The organism is Natronomonas amylolytica, from assembly GCF_037031205.1.
GTDB classification, from domain to species: domain Archaea; phylum Halobacteriota; class Halobacteria; order Halobacteriales; family Haloarculaceae; genus Natronomonas; species Natronomonas amylolytica.
In genome coordinates, this window is sequence record NZ_JAYEZM010000005.1 from 117,454 (window position 1) to 141,978 (window position 24,525).

18 protein-coding genes and 1 pseudogene are annotated in these 24,525 nt (G+C 54.2%); 10 read left to right on the top strand and 9 right to left on the bottom strand.

Going from position 1 to position 24,525, the window contains the following annotated elements:
* The first annotated feature begins 298 nt into the window (after positions 1–298).
* The 3 genes from U5914_RS08560 (at position 299) to U5914_RS08570 (ending at position 4,164) form a co-directional block, all read left to right on the top strand.
* On the top strand, positions 299–2,104 hold the full coding sequence (locus U5914_RS08560; protein ID WP_336135337.1) for an ABC transporter ATP-binding protein: 1,806 nt from the start codon (positions 299–301) through the stop codon (positions 2,102–2,104).
* A gap of 204 nt (positions 2,105–2,308) precedes the next feature.
* Positions 2,309–3,298, top strand: coding sequence for an alkaline phosphatase family protein (locus tag U5914_RS08565; protein ID WP_336135338.1), 990 nt, complete (start codon positions 2,309–2,311; stop codon positions 3,296–3,298).
* Between the two features lie 143 nt (positions 3,299–3,441).
* Positions 3,442–4,164 (top strand): class I SAM-dependent methyltransferase, encoded by a 723-nt coding sequence (locus U5914_RS08570; protein WP_336135339.1) that lies wholly within the window; start codon positions 3,442–3,444, stop codon positions 4,162–4,164.
* Here the strand turns inward: U5914_RS08570 and U5914_RS08575 are convergent.
* From U5914_RS08575 to U5914_RS08585, 3 genes are all read right to left on the bottom strand, one after another.
* Positions 4,161–5,651: an alkaline phosphatase family protein gene (locus U5914_RS08575; protein ID WP_336135340.1), complete on the bottom strand. Its 1,491-nt coding sequence runs from the start codon at positions 5,649–5,651 to the stop codon at positions 4,161–4,163. The genes U5914_RS08570 and U5914_RS08575 overlap by 4 nt on opposite strands.
* Positions 5,652–5,730: 79 nt before the next feature.
* Positions 5,731–6,933: a glycosyltransferase gene (locus U5914_RS08580; RefSeq protein WP_336135341.1), complete on the bottom strand. Its 1,203-nt coding sequence runs from the start codon at positions 6,931–6,933 to the stop codon at positions 5,731–5,733.
* Between the two features lie 22 nt (positions 6,934–6,955).
* On the bottom strand, positions 6,956–8,698 hold the full coding sequence (locus tag U5914_RS08585) for a carbamoyltransferase family protein (RefSeq protein WP_336135342.1): 1,743 nt from the start codon (positions 8,696–8,698) through the stop codon (positions 6,956–6,958).
* A 309-nt stretch (positions 8,699–9,007) separates the two neighbouring features.
* On the opposite strand from U5914_RS08585, the gene U5914_RS08590 reads away from it, so the two are divergent.
* A complete protein-coding gene (locus U5914_RS08590; protein ID WP_336135343.1) occupies positions 9,008–10,513 on the top strand; it encodes a sulfatase-like hydrolase/transferase in 1,506 nt (501 codons plus the stop codon).
* Between the two features lie 56 nt (positions 10,514–10,569).
* Here U5914_RS08590 and U5914_RS08595 read toward each other — a convergent pair whose 3' ends face one another.
* Both U5914_RS08595 and U5914_RS08600 read right to left on the bottom strand, forming a co-directional pair.
* Positions 10,570–11,718: a glycosyltransferase family 4 protein gene (locus U5914_RS08595; RefSeq protein WP_336135344.1), complete on the bottom strand. Its 1,149-nt coding sequence runs from the start codon at positions 11,716–11,718 to the stop codon at positions 10,570–10,572.
* Positions 11,715–12,638: a hypothetical protein gene (locus U5914_RS08600; protein ID WP_336135345.1), complete on the bottom strand. Its 924-nt coding sequence runs from the start codon at positions 12,636–12,638 to the stop codon at positions 11,715–11,717. The genes U5914_RS08595 and U5914_RS08600 overlap by 4 nt, the downstream gene beginning before the upstream one ends.
* Positions 12,639–12,699: 61 nt before the next feature.
* Between U5914_RS08600 and U5914_RS08605 the strand changes: the two genes are divergently transcribed.
* From U5914_RS08605 to U5914_RS08615, 3 genes are all read left to right on the top strand, one after another.
* Positions 12,700–13,821, top strand: coding sequence for a glycosyltransferase (locus U5914_RS08605; RefSeq protein ID WP_336135346.1), 1,122 nt, complete (start codon positions 12,700–12,702; stop codon positions 13,819–13,821).
* 5 nt (positions 13,822–13,826) lie between these two features.
* A complete protein-coding gene (locus U5914_RS08610) occupies positions 13,827–15,458 on the top strand; it encodes an alkaline phosphatase family protein (RefSeq protein WP_336135347.1) in 1,632 nt (543 codons plus the stop codon).
* A 156-nt stretch (positions 15,459–15,614) separates the two neighbouring features.
* On the top strand, positions 15,615–16,754 hold the full coding sequence (locus U5914_RS08615; protein ID WP_336135348.1) for a glycosyltransferase family 39 protein: 1,140 nt from the start codon (positions 15,615–15,617) through the stop codon (positions 16,752–16,754).
* 119 nt (positions 16,755–16,873) lie between these two features.
* Here U5914_RS08615 and U5914_RS08620 read toward each other — a convergent pair whose 3' ends face one another.
* Positions 16,874–18,004 (bottom strand): glycosyltransferase family 4 protein, encoded by a 1,131-nt coding sequence (locus U5914_RS08620; RefSeq protein WP_336135349.1) that lies wholly within the window; start codon positions 18,002–18,004, stop codon positions 16,874–16,876.
* A 258-nt stretch (positions 18,005–18,262) separates the two neighbouring features.
* On the opposite strand from U5914_RS08620, the pseudogene U5914_RS08625 reads away from it, so the two are divergent.
* A pseudogene (locus U5914_RS08625) lies at positions 18,263–18,556 on the top strand (GDP-mannose 4,6-dehydratase); the annotation flags it as partial.
* A 169-nt stretch (positions 18,557–18,725) separates the two neighbouring features.
* Here the strand turns inward: U5914_RS08625 and U5914_RS08630 are convergent.
* The 3 genes from U5914_RS08630 to U5914_RS08640 form a co-directional block, all read right to left on the bottom strand.
* Positions 18,726–19,934, bottom strand: a complete 1,209-nt coding sequence (locus U5914_RS08630) for an orc1/cdc6 family replication initiation protein (protein WP_336135350.1) — start codon at positions 19,932–19,934, stop codon at positions 18,726–18,728.
* 806 nt (positions 19,935–20,740) lie between these two features.
* Complete coding sequence (locus U5914_RS08635) at positions 20,741–21,268, bottom strand: hypothetical protein (protein WP_336135351.1); 528 nt, start codon at positions 21,266–21,268, stop codon at positions 20,741–20,743.
* A gap of 274 nt (positions 21,269–21,542) precedes the next feature.
* Positions 21,543–22,607: a transcription initiation factor IIB family protein gene (locus tag U5914_RS08640; RefSeq protein WP_336135352.1), complete on the bottom strand. Its 1,065-nt coding sequence runs from the start codon at positions 22,605–22,607 to the stop codon at positions 21,543–21,545.
* 622 nt (positions 22,608–23,229) lie between these two features.
* On the opposite strand from U5914_RS08640, the gene U5914_RS08645 reads away from it, so the two are divergent.
* A complete protein-coding gene (locus U5914_RS08645; protein WP_336135353.1) occupies positions 23,230–23,781 on the top strand; it encodes a DUF7342 family protein in 552 nt (183 codons plus the stop codon).
* Positions 23,782–23,798: 17 nt separating this feature from the next.
* On the top strand, positions 23,799–24,287 hold the full coding sequence (locus tag U5914_RS16865; protein ID WP_418766756.1) for a hypothetical protein: 489 nt from the start codon (positions 23,799–23,801) through the stop codon (positions 24,285–24,287).
* The last annotated feature ends 238 nt before the right edge of the window (positions 24,288–24,525 follow it).

A 24,525-nucleotide genomic window follows, 5' to 3' on the forward strand; every position in this document is an offset into this window, starting at 1 on the left:
CGTGGTTCGTGTTTGTGAGCGTAGACGACGCCGGAGATGAGAACGAACACGGCTCGCATAATCCCAGTAACGACGTGGCTAACACGACCAGCGTGTCAACGACTTTGACAAACCCGAACAGCGTTCCTCGTATCGATGATACTGTGGAATGGTCCTCGCACAGGAGCGTGGTTTGGTGCCGCGCGGATCGTGTCTGTGCTTTACCATAGCTCCTGAACCTTGCGACACGATGGGGGCCCTCACACGGTGGTCGGGAAACCAACGAATATAAAATCAGAGAGGAGAAACTCCTCTCTCAATGAACGAATCGGAAGACATCGGTCGGCGAGAGCAACTCCGGGCGCTGATTCGGGTTGCCAGATACCGACCGCGTCTTACTGCTGCAATCATCGTCGGCGGGGTATTCGCCGCACTATTGGAAGGCGTCGGTCTCGGATTTATCTTGCCGATCGTGGAAATCGTCCAGTCTCCCGGTGATCCGGCACAACAGGCCGACGGTATCCTGCTGGCGTTCGTCTCTCTGTACGACTTTCTGGGAATACCTTTCACGCTCGGGTTCGTCGTCGTCGGCGTGAGTGCCGTGCTGACTGTGCGGTGGACGCTGACGTTCTTCGTTCGATGGATGCGGAGTGCGATGGTTTTCGATTATACGCGAGAGCTTCAGAAGCAATCTTTCGATAATGCTCTCGAAGCACGTATCGAATATTTCGATCAGGAGGGGTCTGATGATATTCTAAACGCAATCGTGACACAGGCTGAGTATGCGGCTCGAACGATTCAAATCGTTATTAATTTTCTCGAACAAGGCTTTCTCGCGCTGATGTACCTCTTAGTCGCGCTAGTTATTTCACCACTACTGACCCTCTTTACGCTTGTCTTTCTCGGTGGCTTTGCGGCCATATTCCGGTTTGTCATAGAGCCAGGGTATGAACTAGGTGACGAGGTTGCTGACGCAAACGAAAATATTCAACAGGCTGCACAGGCTGGGACGAAGGGGATTCGAGATACAAAATTATTCGCATTAGAGGAAGAACTGTTCGAAGACTTTCTTGATGGCGTCAATCAGTTCGCCATCTCAAGCATCACTCTGCATCGGAACGAACAGGCTATACAAAACTTCTATAATCTTCTGACGGCCATCTCAGTATTTGTGTTGATTTACCTCGCCCTCTCGTTTTTGAACCTTTCTCTTGGAGCACTCGGAGTTTTCTTATTCGCGATGTTCCGACTTGGGCCGAAAGCTAGCAATCTGAACTCTAAGTTCTATAAAATCGAGAACAATCTCCCTCATCTAGTTCGAACGCAGCAGTTCATTGACGAACTGGAAGCGAATAGTGAACTGAGGGGCGATGAAGAGCCAGCGCCGGAGGAAGTTCGAACTGTAGAGTTCGATGATGTCCAATTCACCTATCAAGGACAAGAGGACGAAGCACTTTCAGGAATCTCATTTGAATTCGAGAAAGGGGAGTTCGTTGGATTTGTAGGTCAATCTGGTGCCGGAAAGTCGACAATTGCTTCATTATTGGTTCGTATGTATGAGCCGGATTTTGGCGAGATAAGAGCAAATCACCATCCAATCCATGAAATGGATATCAGCGAATGGCGATCAAGAATTGCAGTAGTACGACAGGACCCGTTCATCTTCAACGATACGCTACGGTATAATCTCACAATCGGAAACCGAGATGTTTCGGAAGAGCAACTCAACCATGTAGTACGAATCGCTAAGGTTGACGAGTTCTTCGACGAGTTACCGGATGGATACGAAACTCAACTCGGTGATGAGGGTGTCCGACTTTCAGGGGGGCAGCGCCAGCGCGTGGCGCTGGCACGAGCGCTCCTGAAAGACGCTGACGTGTTAGTGTTAGATGAGGCAACAAGCGATCTTGATTCTAATCTAGAAAAAGAAGTACAGCAATCGATTGAAAATATGGAGCGTGACTATGCGATAATCGGAATTGCACATCGACTTTCGACAGTTAAGAATGCGGATAGAATTTATTCAATAGAAGATGGAGAGATAGTTGAGCGGGGAAGCCACGAAGATCTACTTGATAATGATGGTCCATACTCTAATTTGTATGAGATACAATCGCAGGCATAAATAACAAGAGAACTATAAAAAATAAGAATAAATCACTCCGGATACAATATAAACAAAAGATAATTAACAACCTTTGTGAAAATATTTAGTCCTATAGATTGAAGAGAAGTATATATCTTTATTTGGTGGCCGTTTGTAAAGAACAGTTTGCGACCTGGTAAGCCTAACGACGAGTTTATACCGTATCCAGTCTGACAATAGCATATGCTCGTAGTTTTGGGGTTAGATAGTTGGGATTATAAGCGATATCAACAATACTCAACACCAACAGTCAGTGGACTAGAAGAAAAACACGAATTACGGCCATTTGATGGTCTGGCAGCTGGTGAACTGGTCACTCAGGTGTTGTGGCCTGCCATGCTTTATGGCAAAAGTCCCAAGAATATATGGCCAGAATTCTATGAAGGAAAGAGTGGGTATAATTCCTCCGATAGTGATCAAGGAGTTACTACGAATGCGACTTATATTAGTTATATTAAAGAAATACTACCAGCTTCTGCACTACCAGCAGCCTCTACAATCGCAAAAAGATTAGGCATTATTGAGAATTCAAACGAGTTTGATAAACATAGTGCTGGAAAAGTACTCATCGAGAATCAGTCGTCTTTGGTTACTGCAGCTGAGTCTCCCTCTCTCGTCTCAATCCCAGGGATCAACGAGGATATGAGAAATTATGACTTGAACGAGATGGTAAAGAAAGAAAATGCAGATAATCCCTCAGAGTATTCGCTAGGTGTATCAGCAGAATTATATGAAAAACGTGCATTTGAGCTTGATTCTGGCCATCTCGCCCAGACCTTACAAAAAATCAATGATGGCCATGACCTAGTATGGGCACATTTTGCTGGTCTCGATTTCATACAACATATGTTTGGAGAGTCTGAGGAGATAATCAGTCGTTGGTATCGATTCTACGACAATATTGTCCGACAAGTGCAGTCCGAATTAGATAGCAATGACACTCTTGTCGTCCTATCAGACCATGGAATGAATCGATCCGGTCTTCACTCACATCGCGCGTTTTTTGGCTCTACAAAAAATCTCTGGGACGATGAGAAACCCAAGATGGAGAGATTACGAGAGATATTAGAAGCTGAATTGGAGGATCACGGACCTAAAACGCCAAGTGAATCTGTTAGTATGGAAATCGGTGACCAGACAAAAGACCATCTTAAAGAACTCGGGTATTTTTAACCGCTGTTGTCAACCTCTCAATTTGGTGCAGACACTACAATCGACATTCATCGAACAAAGTACTAGATGGATAAACGTCAGCTGACGAATGAAGTTCCAGACGACACGACCAACTTTTTATCTCACGAAAGAAAGCCACGATTATGGATTCATTAAAAAGATACTGGGAATCGAGATATAGAGCTAACCATCGGAGCACCGGTTCATCTGTGTATACGGATCCAGATGCCCTAAATAGCGAGGCCAAAGCCCGGTTTGCAGACATAGTAATTGATAATCTACAAAGATTGGATGGGTCACTAAGTGAAAAGAGAGTCTTATGTGTCGGATCCGGACCAGGGCTAGTCTCCTCACGGCTTGCAAAATCTGTCGGATCACTATATGGGATTGACTTCTCCAGAACTGCTGTCCAACAAGCAAAAGAATCGGATGAGTTGGGTGAATACTGTCAAGGAACTGCATCTTATTTGCCCTTTACGACTAATTTTGATATTGTTTCCGCATTTTCTGTGTTATACCACATTACCGATGACCAACTGTGGGAAAATGCGATTATGGAAATGAGTAGGGTTGTTAAAGATAGTGGCTATGTTCTATGTCGGATTAATTGGGAAAAAGAGCCATTAGGAAAGAAGTCAGAAAAATCTCATTTTTATGAAAGGCCTCGGTCACAGTATAAAAAAGCATTCAAAAAAGCAGGACTATCAATTATTGACATTGTTGATTTGCCTATCCGCCCAATTGGATTCCAATTTATATCTAAGCTTCCAAAATCAAATGTTTTAAAACAGATGGTTGCTCCGGGGATTCTGGCTGGAGGCCTCTGGACAAATCATCAAAATAAGCTTATTATTCTTCAATCTTAGTTTAAATATCCGAGATTCTCAAGTCGATCCTGTACCTCCTCGGATGATTCTGACTTGGAATAGAACTTCGGGTCGTACTCCGTCTCATGGATGAAGTTAGCGTTCTTTTTATCTATAAACTCAGCTAGAACTTTCCCGTCAAGATACTCTGGAATGGGGAGTCCGAATTGAAGTAATATCGTCGGCATAACATCAACTAGACTTGCGTTTTCTGGATCATCGCTAAACGAAGGACCACTTCCAATGATAATTCCCTCTTGAGCATGATGCGCTATTGTTTCATCGGTGGCTACTTCGCCCACTGGCCCACGTTTAACAAGATGTGTTTCATCCTTCAGGATTATCTCGCCGCCTTCATCAGTATATGGCCCTGAATACAGATTTGAACCCAGATTAGCGCTGACACGGTCATCCTCATCTAACTCAGCAACAATACCTTCAATATTCACCTTGTCGTTCCCGATGTAGCTTTCATTAACTCGGATTGCCTTTTCGTCTTTTGATCGGCAGTATACGATTGTTTTATCGAGATTAATCCCTTGTTCAGCGGAGAAAGATATCTCGGATCCCCTTTCAACCGCATTTTTTAATGGTCTAAGGAATTTCCAGAACCATCTATTACGTATCCATCTGCCGAAGTCACCCCCAGTCACGATTGTACTATCCGTTTCGTTCTTTGTTGTGAACCGAACGCCATCAGCTGACTGATTCAAATATCCCTGTTCCGCTAACCAGTCATTTACAAAAAAAGCGCCTTCGTATAATCGGAATCCATGGTCGCTCAGTAGGAGAATATCAGTTTTATTAGAGACGTTTGAGAATAGTTTTTTAACGAAACTATCTACAGATCCCAAAAGACCCTTCGCTGACTGAGCTATCTCAGAATTTGGTTCACTAATTAGGGAATCATACGCCTCATGTTGTAGCCAGTCTGTAACGCTCACCAAAAAGAAATAGAAATCGTGATCTCCCTCGTCCAAGATCGAAGTGAAAATCTCTGAGTTAAATTTGAACGAATCAGCCATCTCTTCGATGTTTTCCAAATGGTCTCCGTCCAGATCAGGATAAACTGGCCTTCGGACGTTATACTTGTCTGTAAGATCGGGAGGCATAGGTTCTGTTTCTTCGCCATCGAGCCAAGACGGCATTATATCTCCTTCAATACGAGGTGGCATGGAGAAAGGCAAATTCTGGAGATAGCAATCGTAGCCCGATTCATCGAGCCGCTCGTAGACTGGTTTTGCTCGTAGTTTCTTCCCGTCTACAAACTCCATTTCATAGTTTTCAGTATATTCAATAAAATCAAAAACACCGTGTTTCCCCTGATTAACTCCTGTTTGGAACGATGCCCACGCAGGCGCGGTTACGGGCGGTTGCGTGCTTGATAGCGTCCCGCTATTTCCTTGTTCAAATTGTTCCTGAGTGAAAGGTGTGAACTCAAGTAAATTGGTATGAAATCCATCAAGTCCAATTACAATCATTGTCATGGTTGTAGCTATCGGTTATGTTCTGATTGGAATAAGCTGGTAATACGTGTTTTCTATTTTCTTTTCCAATCTTAGCTGCTTACCGAGTCTCTCGATAAATCTTAATCAGTTCGTCTATTAATGCGTTTTTCTCGAACTTACTCTTGGCGTACTCCCGTCCTTCTGCTCCAATTTCCGGCCATTCATCAAAACGGTTTATCCAGCCTTCCAATCCCGCTGCAATCGCCTGTGACTCTCCGGGTGGGACGAGCTTCGCCGTTACGCCTTCGCGCACGGCTTCCGGGATGCCACCGACATCCGAGGCAACGATCGGCAACCCGACTGCTTGTGCCTCGACTAGCACCATCCCAAACGCTTCCTCAACACTCGGGAGGATGAAAAGGTGCGACTCGGATAGGTGGTCCTTTACCTCGTCCCTGTGTCTGTGGCCATGGAAGGTTACTGCCGAACCAATCCCGAGTTTCTCGGCCAATGATTCGAGAGCCGGCCGTCTGGACCCATCGCCGACGACGTGATACTCGATCGGCTCGTCTCTCCCTTCTTGCAATTGAGCGACGGCTCGGAGCCCGTGCTCAATCCCCTTGACATCTTCGAGCCGTCCAACCGTGATCAACTTGAGTGGCTCGGGGATGCTCTGAAGGGGTCCCGACCACCGGAATGGGAATTCCTCAACCTCGATGCTGTTGTAATGGAGTTCGAGCTTTTCTTCGTCAACTCCGAGATCGCGTAATTGCTGGTACGTGTACTGCGAATTAGCGAGGAAACGATCACCGACAGCGAACAACCGCGAGTACTGCTCGGGATGTTCACGAGCCTGCCGGACACCGAATCCATGTAAGGTCGTGACGAATGACCCAAACATCCCGATTTGTTTCAAAATCGCCGCAATCCGCCCGTTTGGCCCGAAGTGGACGTGGACGATATCGAACGACTTCCTGAGCATCGGGGCGAGCCGATAGAGCGGCCGGAGGGAAAGGGCATCTTTTCCGAACTGGAGTGGGTTTGACGCCTGCGCAACAGATAGTGGCGACGTGAGAGCCCCACTAAGGAAATGCCGACCGCTCTTGATGACTCGTCGCTTCCGATTGGTCGGTATCGGAGTATAGACTGTGTACTCAACCAGATCGTGATGTGTATTTGCGAAGTCGCCTTCGTCGGGTCTATTGGTCGAATATACTGTCACCTCGTGTCCGCGATCGAGAAGCCCTGTGACCTGATTTACGATGAACCGTTGACTCTCCCTGGGAAACGTGTCGACGAGAAACGCTACACGGAGCGTCATCTAAATAAGATGATATCAGCGATCATCGGACTCCTGGTTTCAACAGGAGATAATCTCCGATTGCCAACGCGTCCAGCCCCGTGCTATAAAAGTCTGCGACTGCCTGTGCAGGAGACTCGACGATCGGTTCACCAGCAACATTGAAGGACGTATTCAACACGACAGGGGTTCCGGTACGCTCGCCAAATTCATCAATCATGCGATAATACTTCGGATTGACCTCCTCACGGACTGTCTGTGGGCGTGTCGTATTGTCCACATGTGTTACGGCAGGAATCTTGTCCCGTTTGTCTTCTTTGACCGTATCGAGCAGAATCATGAACGGAGCCTCTTCGCCACCTTCGAGATATTCTTCCTTGGCCTCATACAGGAGGCTCGGAGCGAACGGCCGCCATGCCTCACGATGTTTCACGTTCTTGTTCACTCGATCGAGCGACGCTTCGTCGGTCGGGTCTGCGAGAATACTCCGGTTTCCGAGCGCACGCGAACCGAACTCCATCCTACCTTGGAACCACCCAACGAGGTTGCCATCGGCCAATAACTCTGCGACCTCAGCGGCGATGTCGTCGGGTTGCTCGTACTCGAGTTTCGCGTTCTCGAGACACTTCTCTATCTCTGCGTTGTCGTATTCCGGCCCGAAGTATACGTTAGTAAATTCAGGATTAGGAGTACCATCCCCAAGCTTGTTTTCCACGTCAAGAGCAGCTCCGAGACAGATGCCAGCATCGTCAGCAGCTGGTTGGATGAATACGTCGTCGACACAATCCAGTTCGAGAATCTCGCGATTCAGCTTACAGTTCATCGCGACGCCCCCAGCCAGTGCGACGTTTCTGTTCCCTTGGGCTTTGACGTGGTGTTCCACTAGGTCGAGTACGATTTCTTCGGTCGTTTTCTGCAGGTGGTACGCGAAATCCCGATGTCGTTGCGTGAATTCCTCGGGATGAATGCGGCGCGGACCGAAGTGCTCTTCGAACACAGAAATTGGGTCCGAAGCTGCTGTAATCGAAGTCACGTCGTACTCCCCGTCTCCGAACGTGAGTATAGACTGGAAGGCTCGCTTGAACGCAGGACGTCGCTCCCCGTATGGCGCAAGTCCCATCACCTTCCCCGCATCGCCGCCGTGGCGGAACCCGAGATACTGCGTCGCATAGGAGTACAGGAGACCGATCGAATTCTCCTTAGAGAATTCTTTGACCCGGTTCAGACTCTCATCCCAGAGCACGGTGCTGTCGTCCTCTCCCCGGCCATCAATCGTGATCGTGATCGGACGATCGAAGGGGGCACAGTAACACGCTGAGGTTGCGTGTGAGCGATGATGTGCGACTGTGTGAAATGCCCCGTCAAACTCACCGCAGTCCAAGTCCGCTAACTCCTGTTCGACGCGATACGTGTGGACGTCATTGAGCGCGGCGACTGCCGTCTTGGCTTCCTCGAGAGCATCCAAGGCCTCTTTCTTGCTCGTCGGAATCGCCGATAGTGGATCTTCTCGAATCCGGTTGCGGTAGTAGCTAATTTTCCGTTTCGGGTCACGGCCGATGGCGACTGCATCTACGTCGGAGAGATCGATACCTTCCCGGTCAAGAACGAACTCAACACTTTCAGATGGAAACGTATTTTTCGCCCGCTTTTCCCTGGTGAATCGCTCTTCTTGTACAGCCGCAACGATGTCACCATTCTTTATTAAACAAGCTCCTCCGTCGTGAACCCCCCAAAATCGGAAGACATCTGCGAGACCGAGAGATGGTTTGACGCCGAGGATATACATATCAATACGCCTGGCAGCTATCTAGATAAAATAATCGGTCTGGCATTACCAAACCCTCCTCTGTTCGTTCAGCGTCTACCCACAAATAACGGATATGTCACAATAAGGGCCTCACCCTACAGACAGCGGTCGTCTTTATCGGGGTCTGACTAACAGAGAGCTAGATGGTCTCGGCAGTTCCTGACATTCGCTTCTCCCTCAGACCACAGGATTCTAAATCTGTGGCTGTGTATCAACACTTCATGAGACAGACAATCGTTTCGCTGATATTCTTCTCTCAGCTCATCGAACGGACGGGTGGGTGACTAGATGTCACGAGAGACGCAACCAAACGTACTCTTTCTGGTCTGGGACGCGACTCGTTTTGACTATGTTCGAGACCACGCATCCTTCCTGAATGAGCTTCGTGAAGAAAACCTCTGGTTCGAAAACGCGTATGCACCCTCAACGTGGTCGCTCCCCTCACATCCGTCGTTGTTCAACGGCCAACTCCCGAGCGAACACGGGTCCTATCGGGTCGCCGACCAGCGGATGGACGAGCTACCGCTAGTAGAGGCGTTCGCCGAGCAGGGTTACGAGACGTGCGGCGTATCCGGAAACGGGTTCGCCAATCAACGAAACGGCTTCGACGTCCCGTTCGACGAGTTCGCCTACACCGCCGATTGGGGGCCGGCCTCGAAGGGGCTGAATGTCACAGAGTTCGCCTACGAACTTCGCGGAGGTCGGGACACGATCACGTCGAAAGAGATCGCGAAGGCGTCACTGCTCGAAGCACTGTCTCACGAATATCCCGTGCGGAGTCTCCTGAACTTCGGGACGGTGCTGCTGAATCGGGTCGCGACGCGGTCAAGTCTTCTTCAACGGATTCCGCACCCACTATTCGATTCGAACACCCAGTACAGCTACGACCCTGGGCGGAATACTGACGCAATCAAATCGTTCATCTCGGAGGCCGAAGATCCGTTCTTCGTCTTCGCCAACTACATGGACACACATCGTCCGTACTACCCGCGGGCCGAGTTCCGTGACGAACGGACCGAATCACTGTCGTACATCGACGCGGCGAGACTGAACCGAATCGCGGCGCCTTGGGAGTTCATCGAACGGACCGACCGGGGGGAGGCGCTCGATAGAGAACTGGAACAGATCCGATCGCTCTACGCTGGCGAGGTCGCCGCCGCAGATCACCATCTGCGACAGCTCGTCGAGTTTCTCAAAAAGAACGATCATTTCGAGGACACGATCCTCATTGTGACCAGCGACCACGGCGAGAATTTGGGGGAGACGGATTTTCTGGGCAATCGTCGAATGGGCCACGAGGCGTCGATCAGCGAGCCGTTACTCCGAGTGCCGCTGATGGTTGTCCACCCGGATATGGAACCACGGTCGGTCTCCGAACCCGTCTCGAATCGGCGGATATTCGATTTCCTGACCGGCCTGTTCGGTACTGAGCATACCGATGTCCGGGCCGCTGAAGACGCGTTCGTCACCGACGGCCCTGTCTGTGTCGAATATCCAGCGACTGGTGGGAACGAGATTTATAATCGCCATCCCAACGTCTCCCGGGAGGCCCTCGGACTACGGACGTCGGTCCACCACTCGGTCGCAATCGACGAGGACTGGCTGACAATCGCTGATTCTACCGGCCAACGTCTCGCGTTCGAGAACAGTACCGAACAGGACTATCGAGACGCGCCTACCGCCCTGCGTGAGTCTTGCGAGGAAAATCTCACGCGTATGTTCGAAGCCGAGTCAGACGATTCCGAACTCTCCCAGGAAGATATTTCGCAGCTTGAGGCGCTCGGGTACATGTGAAGTCGCGTCCCTGCGGCGCTGTCTCGTGATTGAGCATCGCTTCGGACGACTGCGGTTTACTGCTCGCGATCTTCGAGGATGCGTTCACCCACAGCCTCCCAAGTGTGATGCTGACGGACGTATCGTCGCCCACGCTCGCCAGCCGCGAGACGGTCCGCTTGGGAACGTCGTTGCAATCGCTTGATGGCATTCTGGACCCCCTCAGACGACACTGACTCGACGACTTCACCGGTATCAATCTCTGAGACGAACTCGAATTCGTCTTTCTGGCTCGTGATGACAGGTCGTTCGCAGGCAAGGTATTCGTAGCACTTGATGGGGTTCGATGCCTTCCCGGGACTCACGACCCCGTAGCCAGCATCGAACGACGCGATGTAGGTTGGGACTCTCTCGTGAGGAACTTGGCCCGTGAAGATCACCCGGTCTTGGATACCGAGATCTGTTGCGAGCTGTTCCAGTTCTTCCCGGAGCTCTCCATCGCCGACGAGCAGGAGTTCCACGTCGTCGAGATGGGATGCCGCATGAAGTAACGTCGAAACCTCGTGTCGGGGAGCCAGTGATCCGACGAATCCGACGATGAAGTCGTCTGTCTCGATCCCGATTTCGGATCGTGCCTCTCCAATGGACTGTGACGAAAACAGGGTGGGATCGACTGCGTTTGGTAATACCTCGACGGGTGATTGTGAGCCTCCGCGGTACGGATCGATCCACGTCTTGAGTTCGTCGAACGCAACGTACACGTTTGTAGAGAGGCGGACGTTCATCCGGACGAGTTCCTCAACTCCCCGACCGAACTTCGTCCCACCGTACTCGTCTTGGCGTCGCACCCAGCCGCGGATCAATAGGACGTGCGGCACGTTGAAGAGTTTGCAGAGCGGTGTCGGGAACAGCGTCGATGGCGACAACCGTGTCACTACTACCGAGGGATTCTCTGTTCGGAGTACCGTCCAGAGCTTCCGGAGAATACTCACTTCCATTTGCAGATGCCATCGCGGCGATCCGGGATTCGTCATCTCCGGCAAGAAGACGAACTCGTCGACAATCGCTTTCAGACGGTCAGGAAACGCGTCCGTAGGTTCTGGACAGAGTACGACCAACCGGTCGTCCGACACTGCCCCCACTCCCCTGATTATTTCACGCGTTGCGACACCACTCCCGGAGATCGTCGAGAGATCGACGACAGTGACGAATACAGTAGCACTCATCGATAGCCCAGGTTCTGCAGTCGTTCCTGCACCAGCCCGTCGGCGACATCGTCGTCGTCGGAAGCGACTGGTTCTTCCGCGACAATCCTTCGCCGCTCATCGTCGATCACGAGCCAAGGGACCTTCACCAACTCTTCAGTGTAGATGCCACGTGGATGTCCCCATTCACTGATCGGAAACGGCCGCGCGCGTTCGCCCACCATGTTCCCGTGGTCGGACGTGACGACCGTCTTCCCGTCGATGCCCTTGATGAGGCGTTCGACCGCTGGTAGTGTGCGCTGGAGCGTCTCGACGTAGGCGTCCCAGACCTCGGATCGTGAGACTTCTAAATCGCCAGTCATCACGCGCTCCCAGCCACCGACTTTGTCGGGCTTGAGGAATATCTCGTCATTGCGGAACGGGCCCCCGTCATCGGTGAGAAACGGATAGTGCGGCTGGATGTAGTGAACGATGAGTCGCTTGTCTGGATGGTCAGCGGCCGCTTGCAGGGCATAGTCGGTGGTCGTCTCTGGCAACACGGTTTGATACTGATCGTCCCAACCGTCTTCCTGCCAGATGTGCCGAACCTCATGGAACTGGACGTTGACCCAGTCCCGGTGACGATAGAGCTGTGGGTTGGCTGTGACGTAGATAGTATCGAGCAGCGATCGATCGCGAAAATTCGCCTTAAGGAACTCTTGGGTACTTGAGCTTCTGGAGATGCGCGATTCGAGACGACCAGTGAGGTCGGCATGCTTTTCGAACATATCGTATCGACAGGCATCTAGAATGAGCAGATTGTCCCAATCTTCTTCGAAGATATCTATGCCCTCCGTATTGAACGGGCGAGAGTATGCTCGGCTGTGATAGAGTCGATTCGCTTCCCGAAAGAACAGCCACGGGTTTTGAATCCCACGCCGGAGTTGCGAGAGAGAGTACATATCTCAGAGAGATTCCTCATGCTTTTATACCCTTTCGCTTTCGGGTATAGATAAGCGGCTAATGCACGTCTGCCATCTGGTAAATTCACTCGAATACGGCGGGGCAGAGACGCATCTCCTCGAGATGGCACGCGCGAATCAGCAGGCGAACACGGGCCTTTCGCTGACGGTCTGTTCGATCGAGGAGGCTGCACCGCTAGCGGAGGAGTTCCGCGACCTCGGTGTCGAGGTGCAGAACTTTGGAGCGGCGTTCAAGTTCGATCCGCGATCGATCGTCAGAATGGAGCGGTATTTCCGTCAGCAGGAGTTCGATATCCTGCATACTCATCTTCCCCTCTCGCACGCGCTCGGGCGACCACTCGGTAGACTCACAGATATCGAGACCATCGTCAGCACCCAGCACAACGTCGCGGACAATTATCACCCGATTACCGGCACGCTCGAACGACTCACGCGGCGTCTCGACACCCGGACGATCGCCGTCTCAGAAGGCGTTCGACAGTCCTTCGACACTAACGGACAGACGTGGGAGACCATCTACAACGGGCTCGATGTCGAATCGTACAACGAGGAGGTACGTGCCGCGAACTTGGATCGCGTTCGAGAAAAATGGGACATTGAAGACGACATCGTATTCCTGAACATCGCACGGTACGAGGCCGAAAAGTCTCAGTCGGATCTCATCGAGACGATGGCACGGGTGACCGACCAGCGCAAGGACGTGATGCTACTGCTGGTTGGTAGCGGGAGTCTGGAAGACGAACTCCGGACGAAAATCCGAGACGAGAACCTTGAGCAGCACGTCAAACTGACCGGACACGTGCCATCGGTCGTAGAATACTATGCCCTCGCGGATGTCTTCGTCTCCGCGTCGGTTCGGGAGGGACTTCCGATCACACTTCTGGAAGCGATGGCCGCGGAACTCCCCGTCGTCGGGACGACGATCCCGGGTGTGGACGAACTGGTCGTCGACGGGGAGACGGGCTATCTCGTCCCACCGAAAGCGCCGAAGGTACTAGCAGAGAGGATGCTCGCGCTAAGCGACTCGGAGCGGCAGGAAGCGTTCGGAAAGGCAGGATTCGACCGTGTTCGAACGCAGTTCGACATCAGCAAGACACTCGAAGCGCATATCCGCCTGTACAGAAAACTACTGCACGAAGACCAGAGCAAGGACGAAATCTAAAGCTAATGAGTGAGAAGGTAGTTGTCATAGGACTAGACGCGGCGTGTTTCGATCGGATCGATCCGTTTCTCGAGCGCGGCGACCTTCCAAATCTGCAACGGTTGCTCGATCGAGGCGGTGGGACGGACCTAGAGACGACGACACCGCCGTGGACACCATCAGCGTGGCCGTCTATCGTAACCGGGACGGAGCCACAAGCACACGGCGTCTACGACTTTTTCAATCATGGTCCCGACTACGAACACGAACTGGTCTCAGCCAAGGATATCCAAGTCCCGTTTCTGTGGGAGTACCTCTCCGAACGGGGCCAGTCCTCCATCGTGGTTAATGTGCCAGTCACGAACCCGGCCCACGCGTTCGACGGTACGTTGATTCCAGGCTATCTCGCACCCGAAAACCCGACCTGTTTGGTCGATGGTGAAGCCCGCCCCCTATCGGAGATCGATCCAGAGTATCGGATCTATGCTGATAGGAACGACCCGGACGAAGCCACGCTCGATGAATACGAGAGACTGATTCACTCTCGGGCGTCGCTGTCGAAACGACTCGCCGACGAATACGACTGGTCGTTTATGATGGTCCAGTTTCAGCGGACTGACTCCGTCTATCACACATTTGGTGCCGACGAAGAGGCTGCTTCCCGCGTGTATTCGGCCGTCGATAAGGCGATTGGCTCACTACTGGACGGGATTGACGAGGAATGTAACGTACTGGTCGTTTCAGATCACGGAATCTGGCAATACGAATCGGTCTTCTACGTCAACTCGTGGCTCAAAGAGAACGGCTATCTCGCGACGACTGCAGACTCGAACAGAATCGGCTGGAACGCGACCACGAAAGAGAAGCTCAAGGGCGATCACGGCGAGACTGGCTCGACGTCGGCACGGATCGGTGGAGCCGTCATCGGTGCCCTCGACCGCGTGGGCCTCAGTCCACAGGTGGCAGAGGCGCTACTGGCGAAAGTCGGACTAGATACCGCCGTTCGCAAACTCCTACCGAACGAAATCCTCGAAGACTCGATACGACACGTCGACTGGTCGAATTCGGATGTATACTGCCGGTCGACATCAAGCCTTGGACTCCGATTCAACGTCGAAGAACGAGAAACCGATGGTGTGGTTTCGTCAGACTCCTTCGAAACGGCAAGGAAGCGCCTCATCGAAGAACTCGAAGCCATCGAGTCGCCGGACGGTGAACCGGTCTTCGACGAAGTTCTAGACCGTCACGATGTGTGGGGGGACGATATCCCCAACGAGTCCTCCGCTCCGGACATCATCTACCGCCCGAATGATATGAGATGGGAAATCTCGGACATCGTGAAGTCGGACCCATTCGAATCTACGGAAGTCTTCAACCACAACTATAGTGGTTTATTGATCGCTGCGGGCCCCGATATCGAGTGGAAACGGCCGGGACAGCCGCACGCGACGGATATCGCGCCAACGATACTATCCTTGCTCGGCGTCTCCCCACCGGCAGAGATGAGCGGAGCAGTCCTTGAATCGATTTGTACGTCCGATCAATCGACCGAACGGCCCCCAACCGTCGGCGGGCGTCGCTATCTGGGTGACGGAGACACGACTGAAACAGATTCCGTCGTGGCGGATCGACTCCGAGACATGGGATACATGGAGTGAGCATGGCTATACAGAAACCACCGTCTATCGGAACGTCGAAAAAACAGGGCGTGAGATACAAGAAGCAGGGAGTGGTGACTCGAGCGAGCAGTCCGCCCAATAGCGAGATGAACGTGGTACCGAAGTGGCGCAAGGCCCCCCGAGAACGATAGACTAATGTCTCGAAAGACCGCGGCGATAGGAGAAGGACTGGTTGTCTTCCTTGTCGCGTTCGCAATCAGGGTAGTAGGTGCGGCAATCACGACGGTCACGACGCTCAACCCCGACTCGACGGCCGACGCCGTGGGATTTGCGCGTGCAGCAGAGACAATCGCGGCAGGACTCATGCGTGGGGGGCTCGTCGCCCCCGGGCAGGGCTATATTTACGACCTCTGGGGGGCGTTTCTCGCTCCATTTTGGTTGCTTCCGGGTCCCAGCGGGTTCTATGCACGGCTCGGGAACGCGTTTCTCGGGGCAATTGCCGTCTACAACGTCTACTGTATTGCTCGGGCGTATCACTCACGGCAAGCGGGAGTACTCGCTGCGCTTCCACTCCTGTTGTATCCAAGTGTCGTCGCTATTCACAGCACGGTGTTGCGTGAGACGATCGTCCTGTTCGCGATAACGACAGCTACACGCTTGCTGATTGTTCAGAGACGACGACTGCCCGTACTATCGACCTACACAGTCGTTGCTGCCTTGCTATACATCGCCTACATCATGCGGCCTGAAAATGCCGTGATCTACGCGGTAGCAATTGGCACAGGGCTGCTCGTGCACGGAACAGAGCGATCATCACCGACCGTCTGGCCTGCTCTCGTAACGGCCGGTATCACGGTGATTGGAGTGGCAATTGTTACTGGGTTTGTTCGAGAGGGAATAGATTATCTAGCGCGAATACGTAACATCCGGGCAGGTGGTCGGACCGTCTACCTCCCAGAGGTGATTCCACAAACCCTCATCGAGTTATTGGCGTTCAGCTGGGTTGGGGCAGCGTACTTTCTCTACGCTCCGTTCCCGTGGATGATCGAGACGATCCCCGATCTCCTAGTCGGTATGGAAGGTATCATCAGCATCGGATTTACTCTCGCTTCTCCGTGGGGAATTCGATCGATGGCAAAACAAAACCGCCCCGCGACTGTCGGCCTGCTCGTAGGCCTTCTGCTGGGTATCGTCCTGTATGGAGTCGGTACCGTTAACTATGGGACAGGTATGCGACACCGGCAGATGTTTATTTGGGTGATATTCATTTTCGGCGCGGTCGGAATCACCGAACACGTACGTTTCGTGTGGGGAAGTCGACGATACTTCGATTAAGAGTCAACGATATCTTGATGGAGAATTCTTACGGTATACATCTCGTTCGTCGCGGCCCCTGACGTTTGGTCTCCGTGATTCCGAAATGGAGCATCGTATACTAGGGAAACCCCGAGTAGTCAGCCGTCTGACGAGGACAAGAGATCAGAATACAGCTCGTCGGTCGCCGCACGCATCGCTTCGACCGAAAAGCGCTGGGCCTGATCGGCCCCATGTCTGCCCATCTGCTCTCTGAGTTCAGGGTCAGAGAGCAACTCACTCAGACGGTCTGCGAGTGCGTGTGCGTCGCCGGGCGGAATCAGATAGCCTGACTCTCCGTCGGCCACCTGTTCTGGGATTCCAGCAATGTCCGTCGCGATTACGGGGAGACCGCTGGCCATCGCCTCTGTGATTACGCGTGGTGTACCCTCCCGAAACGACGGCAACACCAGAACGTCACTAGCTGCCAGTATCCGGGGGACGTCCTCGCGGTAACCGGTAAGGAACACCCGATTCGACAGTCCACGACGTTCAATCGAAGTCCGTACTGAGTCGTATAGCGGTCCGTCACCGACGAGACATACTGACAACTCCTCGGCGTCGATAGCTTCTACGGCTTCAAGCAGCACGTCGAACCCCTTCCCATCTGCGAGTCGGCTAATCATGACGACACGCGGTCGGGTTCCTGGCAGGTCATTTGCTGGGTCTGCATCCCGGAAACGATCGAGGTGGATACCGCTATAAATCGTCGTGTACTGTTGAGGTGTTCCGATGCCACGCTTGAGATATTTGTCGGCCATGATATCCGCGTTCGTGATGATACGGTCGGTACGGTGGGCAGCTGCACGCTCACAGGCGAGGACGAACCGATTCAGTATGGCGTTTCGGTCGTCGGCGAACGGAACACCGTGAACGGTGTGGACGACGTTGGAACTACCGACAGTTGCGGCAGCAAATCGGCCGATGATTCCTGCTTCTGTGCTATTTGTGTGTACAATATCGAAGTCGTGTTGACGGAGATACCGTATAACAGAGACGACCGCAGGAATAGCAGTCACGGCATTATAGTGTCGAACGAGCGGAAACTCCTCGGTTTCGACACCGTTCCGCTGGAGACGATCGATTTGTTTCTGGTCGTACGATGCCCCATGTCCTACGGTAAAGTCGTACTCTTCTAGATCAAGAACGGTGTCGATTAGATGGTCTTCAGCGCCGCCTTTGAGTAAGCGTGTGATAAACTGGAAGACCCGGGGGCGTCCGTCCGTTGTCATTAGACGATCATAGATTGTTGAACGTGTCGGGGCGTATAAAAATCATCTTATTCGGCAGATACTTATTCACCTCTATTAATCGATCTATCAAATCATAAATTACAATTTAGATATCAGACATTGCAGATGAAATTAGGTTAATGAAATCTAGTGGGGCCGATTATATGATGATCTACGAATAAGATAGATATCTGGATCAAACACGATCGAAAGCGGAAGTAAGCCTCTGTTATACTCCATGAACCCTGAACAGATTTCGTCCGGGGGCGGATTTACGTCGAGGACAACTGCCTTGCCATCGAGAAGGTTCGGACGGACGGCGATGTCGGCGAGGTATACAACATCGGCAGTGGTGCCGAACGCACGAATCTGGGGGTCGCCCACGAGGTTCTGGGGGCCGTCGATGCTGATCTCATCGAGTTCGTCGAGGACCGGCCGGGACACGACCAGCGATACGCACTCGACAGCTCCAAACTCGAAGCACTCGGCTGGCAGCCATCTTGGTCTTTCGAAGAGGGGCTCCAGCAGGCTGTCGAGTACTATCTTGATTGAGCGACGCTAAGCTCCCAGACACACCCCATCGCGTCGAGTGTTCTACCATAAGGAAATACCCACAGCAGGTGACTGGATCTCGGGATGTATTTCGAACACTTACTGCGTCAAATACCGCTCACCGAAAGGCAACAAACCCCACCTTGTCGAGTGTTTAGCCGCTCTCGACTCAGGTATGTCGAGCTACGGTATCCGGAAGCGAAATACCCTCGAAATCGGCCACAACTTCACAGACCGTCGTCAAATCGACCTTAAATTCGTACTCGTAGTACTGTCCCCCAGCGCGGCCCTCGTTGCGGGCCCAGCGGTCGAGAATCCCGAGCATCGACAGATCGGCGAGGTGATCGTGCATCCGACGCCGAACGAGCGGGTCAGCATCGGAGTGTTCGGCAATCGTCCGATATCGCGGATAGATGTCTCGAACACGGGCCGGCGTCGCGTCCTGCAACGCGAGATCGAGCGTGGCGACGAGTGCGAGATGGCCGTGCCGGGTGAGTTCGCGCATTCCGTGCTCGATCTGACTTTGTTCGAGGGCGTCTCGAGCCTCATGCACGTGTGATTCGATAATCGTCGACTCGCCAGCGGCGCGTGCTAACTCACCGGCTTTGTACAGGAGGTTGAGTGCCTGCCGTGCACTCCCGGTATCCTGTGCCGATAGCGCCGCACACAGCGAAATAACACCGGCAGCCGTCGCATTATCGTACAGTGCGCCGTCGACACGGCGTTGCAAAATTGCTTCCAGTTCCGGCGCCTGATATGGCGGGAAATGGATCTCCTCCTCACAGAGGGTATCCTTGACCTTCGGCGAAAGCTCGTCTCGGAACCCGAAATCGTTGCTGATTCCGATGACGCCCGGTTTGACCGACTCGAGATACCCGTTCGACCGAGCGCGGGGCAACTCGTACAGTATCTCGTCGTCGCTCCCGATGTGGTCGATCTCGTCGAACACGAGGAGAATCGTCCCACCGATCGATTCGAGTTCCTCGTACAGAATATCGAACACGCGCTGCTGTGGGTAGCCGGTCGTACTGATCTGTTCATCGGGTTCTCGAAGCTCATTGACGAGATTTACGGCCACCTGATACGACGAGGAGAGGTTCGTGCAGTTGAGCCAGACAACGGAGAGGTCGACGTCGTCGTACTGGGCTGTATCTTGCTGGAGACGGGTCAGCAAGTACCGCGAGACGGCAGTCTTCCCAACACCCGTCTTCCCATACAGGAAGATGTTTCGAGGCTGTGCCCCGTTGACGACGGGCTGGAGAGCGGTTTTGTACGCTTCTAGTTCCTCTTCTCGTGCGGTGATTGACTCCGGTTGGTAATCCTCCCGGAGCATATCCTCGTCACGGAAGATTTCGGTATCCCGACTGAATGTCGACATTCGATACTGAATCGTCATCATGGCTTATGCATAAAACCACCGCGTCAAGTGCGTCGAATGTTCTTCGACTAGACCACTCGGAGAGAACACTCGACATGGTGGGGTGTGGTAGTGGAAGGTTGCTGAACGAGAGTTTAACCGTCCGCATTCCTCGTATTGATTTACGATACGGCTATTTCGATGTCCCACTTATATAGACGAGTTACAGCCCAACCGTTTTCACCCGACGGGAATTCTCGCAGAACACTCGACGAGGTGGGGTGTGGCTTTGACATACTCGAGGGATGCCCGCACACGAATCATTAGGGAGCATCCCCAACCACCTATCGTCAGCGCAAGACACCCCGATGTGTCGAGTGTTCTCAGATTCGGCTTCTGCGAGTCACAACAGTCTACATCGAATAATAGACCCAGTCGCTCAGGCCTCAACTAGCGAATCAGTACTCAGTTTCATTCGACACGGTGGGGTGTCTCTATGTGGTTCGAAAGGAATTCCACATCTCGAGACACCTTCACCCAGTTTGGATGTGCGTGCGACCATGGTAACGCAAATATCTCACCGACTCTTCGAACGCCTCGTTCAACGATGGCCGCCAACAGCGACACGATCCACACGAGGACCGCTGTCCCACTCTCCAGTGACCAGTTCAACCGCGGACCACGATGGACGAGAACGCGTTCATACTGAATCTCGGGATTCGTCTATACCTGCCTCCGGGCCGCCCGGATTCCCTAGAGCAGGCGAGTCGACACAAACTGATTTTCTACAGCCGCGATATGGTAACAGTCGGCCGAAACCACAGGCGTTAGCGATTCAGTTCTGCGTCGAGAACGTCGGCGAGTTCAACCGCTCCCTCGGCGCGTAGCTCTGGCACCATCCGCTCGATTCGACTCCGGCGAATCCCGCCGGGATCGCCGCGTTCGATCATCGGTGTCACGAGTGGAGCCGGAACTGAGGGTGGGGCCTCCCCCTCGTCCCGAGGCGAATACGCAATGACGGTCAGTTCCTTCGTATCGAGAACGTATTCAGTGCCGTTCCACGTCACGTCGAGGTCGACGAGCGCTTCATCGAAGCCGGCGGTGGGTGTCGAAAGCGTTTCGATCTCACAGTCGCTACAGCGTAACAGATCGGGAAGCCAGACGTCGTAGCAGTCCACCCCGAACGTCTCGAAGACCGATATCGATTCGTCGATACGAATGCATTCGTACTGCACACGGCGTTCCACGTCCACCGATTGCGGACCCTCGTGGGGGTGGTCACAGATCACCTCGCCGGATTCGCAACCGATCTCGAGACCGTCAAGCGCCGTCGCAATGTCGTACTCAACACCCATAGATTCTAGTTAGATACGATTGCGATAATATCTACGGAAAGGACGCATATTTCGTATCCGGTTCCTGGTATAAGCGGTCCATCAGAGCCCTCGGGGAAGGTGACCAACTCGGGTTTCATCATAACTCTCGGGTAAACCACCTAGAGGTCGTGGCTGCGCGCGCAGCGAAGCGCAGGCGCGACCGGCGGGAGCGCCTGTCGTGAGCAAGCACGGAGCGGAGGGTGGGGCGGCGGGCGAGGAGTGGTGGCCGCGAAAAAACGAGGGAGCCGACCCCTCAGTCGGCCTGGACGAGCCCCGTCACGGCATCCTCTGGCTCGGCAGCGAGTCGTGCCTGCCCGATATCGTGCACCTCTCGCGAGTAGTTCCGGATTTGGTACTGCGACGTCGGCACGACTGTTGAGGCCGCCTCGACCACCTCAGCCTGCGTCAGATGCTTGTTAGGAGTGAGCCGATCGGCCGCGTAGACGGCCGCCCCGGCCATCGCCATCCGGTGGGTGCCCGACCCGATGGCCTCGCTATCGGCCACATCGAGGAGTCGCTCTCCGACCCGGACCAGCTCGATCGCCGCCTCGACGTCGACAACGTCATCCAGCGCCGCGACGACCCGATCGACCGCTCTATCTCGCACCGGGGGAGCGTCCACGTCCGTTTCGAGCCTGACCTTCCGAGCGCCGGCACACACCCGATCCAGCGACGCCTTCGCATGTCGAGCAACGTCCGTCGGTGTGCGCTCGATTCCGGCGTTCCGCGCTGCCAGGAGTACCGCCCCAGCCGCCAGGCCCTCCCAGGGCATCCGGCCGCCCGGGAGCCGCTCGCGTTTGGCCGCCTTCAGGTATCGGCCAGCGTCCGTCTGGACGTGCTCCGGAAGCGCGAGGTTCGCCCCGAGCATCCCGATATCACGCATGCCCTCGTTCAGCCGCTGGTCGCGCTTGTCGTGCATCGTGAAGCGCTTGTGCCGACGCCGCAACCGCTCCATCCGATCCTTCCGCTCCGAACTCAGCTGGTTGCCCTTCCCATCGGTGTTGAGGAAGAACGTCGTATGCAGGCCCTTGTCGACCCGCAGCTGGTTCGTCGGTTCACACGACCACTCGCCGTTCCGACTCCGGTTATCCGGTGCGTGATCCACCAGCGTCGGCGTCCGATCCAGCGTCTCGATGCTCACCACGAGGCCGCAGTCCGCACACACCGACTCGTGGTCCGGCTTCCGCACCCGGCCACCGCATTCCGGACACGTCGCCTGCCACTCGGCACCGCGCACGTCGACCACGACCGCATCGTCACTTTCGGTTGCATCCTGTTCACCCGAATCTTCAAGTTCGATGATTTCCCTAGAACTCATGGGTGCAACACCCTGAAGGCGCTCGCTGAGCGCCCGACGCCCGCGATCCCTACATCGCGGGTTTTCCACAGACTCGAACCGACCAGTCACGGCTGCGCGCTCTCGCTCGCGCCTTCGCGAGCGCCCTCTGGGCGCGAGCGAGAGCGCGCCCAGGTGAGGTGCTACAAACAAGCCGCGCGCGGTGATCCGCCCGGAACGCGCGTCCAGCGGAGTAAGCGTCGGGGGTGAGCAGCCACGCCGCGCAGCCCCCGGCGCTTACCCGCTGGCGCGAGACCATATGCACTTTAGCCCGGAACTGGCGCGGGCGGTGCGGAGAGCGCCCGCACGCCCGGAATGGTCGGTCGCGAGCGAGGCGAGACGCGACCGGAGGGAGCGTCTCGAAAGCGAACGGCGAACGAAGTGAGCCGTGAGCGCGTGGAGGGCGGCAGCGCCGAGCGCGGCGAACCGTCGAGTACACACCGGGCAACCGTCCATTCCAGCCCGACCGGCTGACGGTACAGAGGTTCGGCTGGGGAATGATCCTATGTCAAGAGAACCGTTCCCGTAGGGCCTCCTGATTATTCTAGAGGATACAAAATTATATGAGTGTCAGGCACCAACACTGTTGGTAGAGGTGCCCAGTATGTCCGAGTCCCCCCAGGAGGGCGTCCAGTCGTGGACCGAGTCGATGAGCGCCCGCGACCGCATTCGGTCAGTCGCCGAGACGCTTCGCGAACCCCGGTCGGTCAACTGGATCAGCGAGCAGGCCGACGCAGCCTGGAGTACGACCAACGAGGAACTGCAGGATCTGGTCGACCAGGGACAGCTGCGCCGCGTCGAGGCCGGCGAAACGACGCGCTACCAGCCGGATTACACGCGACTGCTCTTCGATGAAATCCGTCGACTCATCGAGGAGAACACGCGCGAGGAGTTGCGCGACGAATTAGCGGCCATCACCGAGGAGATCGAGGCGTGGCAGGCGACCTTCGACGTCGAGACGTGGGAGGAGCTCGAACAGTCGCTGGCCGACGGTGACCTCACAAGTGACGAGCTCCGTGAACGCCGCGATGTGATCGGATTCTGGCGCGAAAACGAGGAAGATCGCCGACTCATCAAACACGCCCTGGAACTCTACTCGGATGTCGAAGCCGCTCGCAAACAAACGACGGACGTGGTTGACCGCGCCACGAGCTAATTTCCGGTTCATACAGCATGTTCTTTCTCGCCGGTCGCGACCGCTATACACAGCGGACCCTTCTTCGAGACGTTCACGACCGATTGACGACTCAGGCTGGCTGTGAAGATGTCCGCTATCGCCCGTCTCGACGCCGACCCCGGTACGTCATCGCGGATGTCGATCCGACCACGTTCTTGGGTGACTCCTATGACGTGGGGCACGCACGGCTGGAAGTTCGCTTCTGGTACCCGGCCGGTGTCGACCACGAATACTACCGCATCAACTGGGTCGAACCGGAACGAAACCTGATGCTCGGCTTCCACCAGGACGCCGACCATCCGGACCTTGGGCCATGTCACATCCAGCTCGATCACGAGAATACGCCCGTCGATCGGCATGGTGCGACCTTTCTCGATGCGCACTCACTCGCTGTCCTCGATGATCGCCTTCAGCAGCTCCCGGCAGCAGTGGCGTCGATTCGTTGGGTGGATGGGACCCCTTCGCTACCTACGTGGCCAGTTTGAACCGTTTGTAGGTGGTTGATCGACTCTTCGTTTCCGAGACCGGTCGTGGCTGTGCGCGAAACGAACTGCTGGCGCGAGCGCGTGAAGGGCGGCAGCGCCGAGCGCGGCGAACCGCAGAGCACACACCGACCACCCGTTCCTTCCAGCTCGGCCGGCTGACCAACGGGAAAGAGACTGCGAACAGATCGCCGAATTACCGTCGCCGGAACAATCTCCCAGATCCCCGTGGGAGCAGAAG

Bases quoted from the DNA above. Each gene is read 5' to 3' on its own strand.
- U5914_RS08575 (WP_336135340.1), bottom strand. From the start codon at position 5,651: ATGACAATGATTGTAATTGGACTTGATGGATTTCATACCAATTTACTT.
- U5914_RS08630 (WP_336135350.1), bottom strand. From the start codon at position 19,934: ATGTCGACATTCAGTCGGGATACCGAAATCTTCCGTGACGAGGATATG.
- U5914_RS08565 (WP_336135338.1), top strand. From the start codon at position 2,309: ATGCTCGTAGTTTTGGGGTTAGATAGTTGGGATTATAAGCGATATCAA.
- U5914_RS08610 (WP_336135347.1), top strand. From the start codon at position 13,827: ATGAGTGAGAAGGTAGTTGTCATAGGACTAGACGCGGCGTGTTTCGAT.
- U5914_RS08560 (WP_336135337.1), top strand. From the start codon at position 299: ATGAACGAATCGGAAGACATCGGTCGGCGAGAGCAACTCCGGGCGCTG.
- U5914_RS16865 (WP_418766756.1), top strand. From the start codon at position 23,799: ATGTTCTTTCTCGCCGGTCGCGACCGCTATACACAGCGGACCCTTCTT.
- U5914_RS08635 (WP_336135351.1), bottom strand. From the start codon at position 21,268: ATGGGTGTTGAGTACGACATTGCGACGGCGCTTGACGGTCTCGAGATC.
- U5914_RS08600 (WP_336135345.1), bottom strand. From the start codon at position 12,638: ATGTACTCTCTCTCGCAACTCCGGCGTGGGATTCAAAACCCGTGGCTG.
- U5914_RS08585 (WP_336135342.1), bottom strand. From the start codon at position 8,698: ATGTATATCCTCGGCGTCAAACCATCTCTCGGTCTCGCAGATGTCTTC.
- U5914_RS08645 (WP_336135353.1), top strand. From the start codon at position 23,230: ATGTCCGAGTCCCCCCAGGAGGGCGTCCAGTCGTGGACCGAGTCGATG.
- U5914_RS08620 (WP_336135349.1), bottom strand. From the start codon at position 18,004: ATGACAACGGACGGACGCCCCCGGGTCTTCCAGTTTATCACACGCTTA.
- U5914_RS08615 (WP_336135348.1), top strand. From the start codon at position 15,615: ATGTCTCGAAAGACCGCGGCGATAGGAGAAGGACTGGTTGTCTTCCTT.
- U5914_RS08595 (WP_336135344.1), bottom strand. From the start codon at position 11,718: ATGAGTGCTACTGTATTCGTCACTGTCGTCGATCTCTCGACGATCTCC.
- U5914_RS08590 (WP_336135343.1), top strand. From the start codon at position 9,008: ATGTCACGAGAGACGCAACCAAACGTACTCTTTCTGGTCTGGGACGCG.
- U5914_RS08570 (WP_336135339.1), top strand. From the start codon at position 3,442: ATGGATTCATTAAAAAGATACTGGGAATCGAGATATAGAGCTAACCAT.
- U5914_RS08580 (WP_336135341.1), bottom strand. From the start codon at position 6,933: ATGACGCTCCGTGTAGCGTTTCTCGTCGACACGTTTCCCAGGGAGAGT.
- U5914_RS08640 (WP_336135352.1), bottom strand. From the start codon at position 22,607: ATGAGTTCTAGGGAAATCATCGAACTTGAAGATTCGGGTGAACAGGAT.
- U5914_RS08605 (WP_336135346.1), top strand. From the start codon at position 12,700: ATGCACGTCTGCCATCTGGTAAATTCACTCGAATACGGCGGGGCAGAG.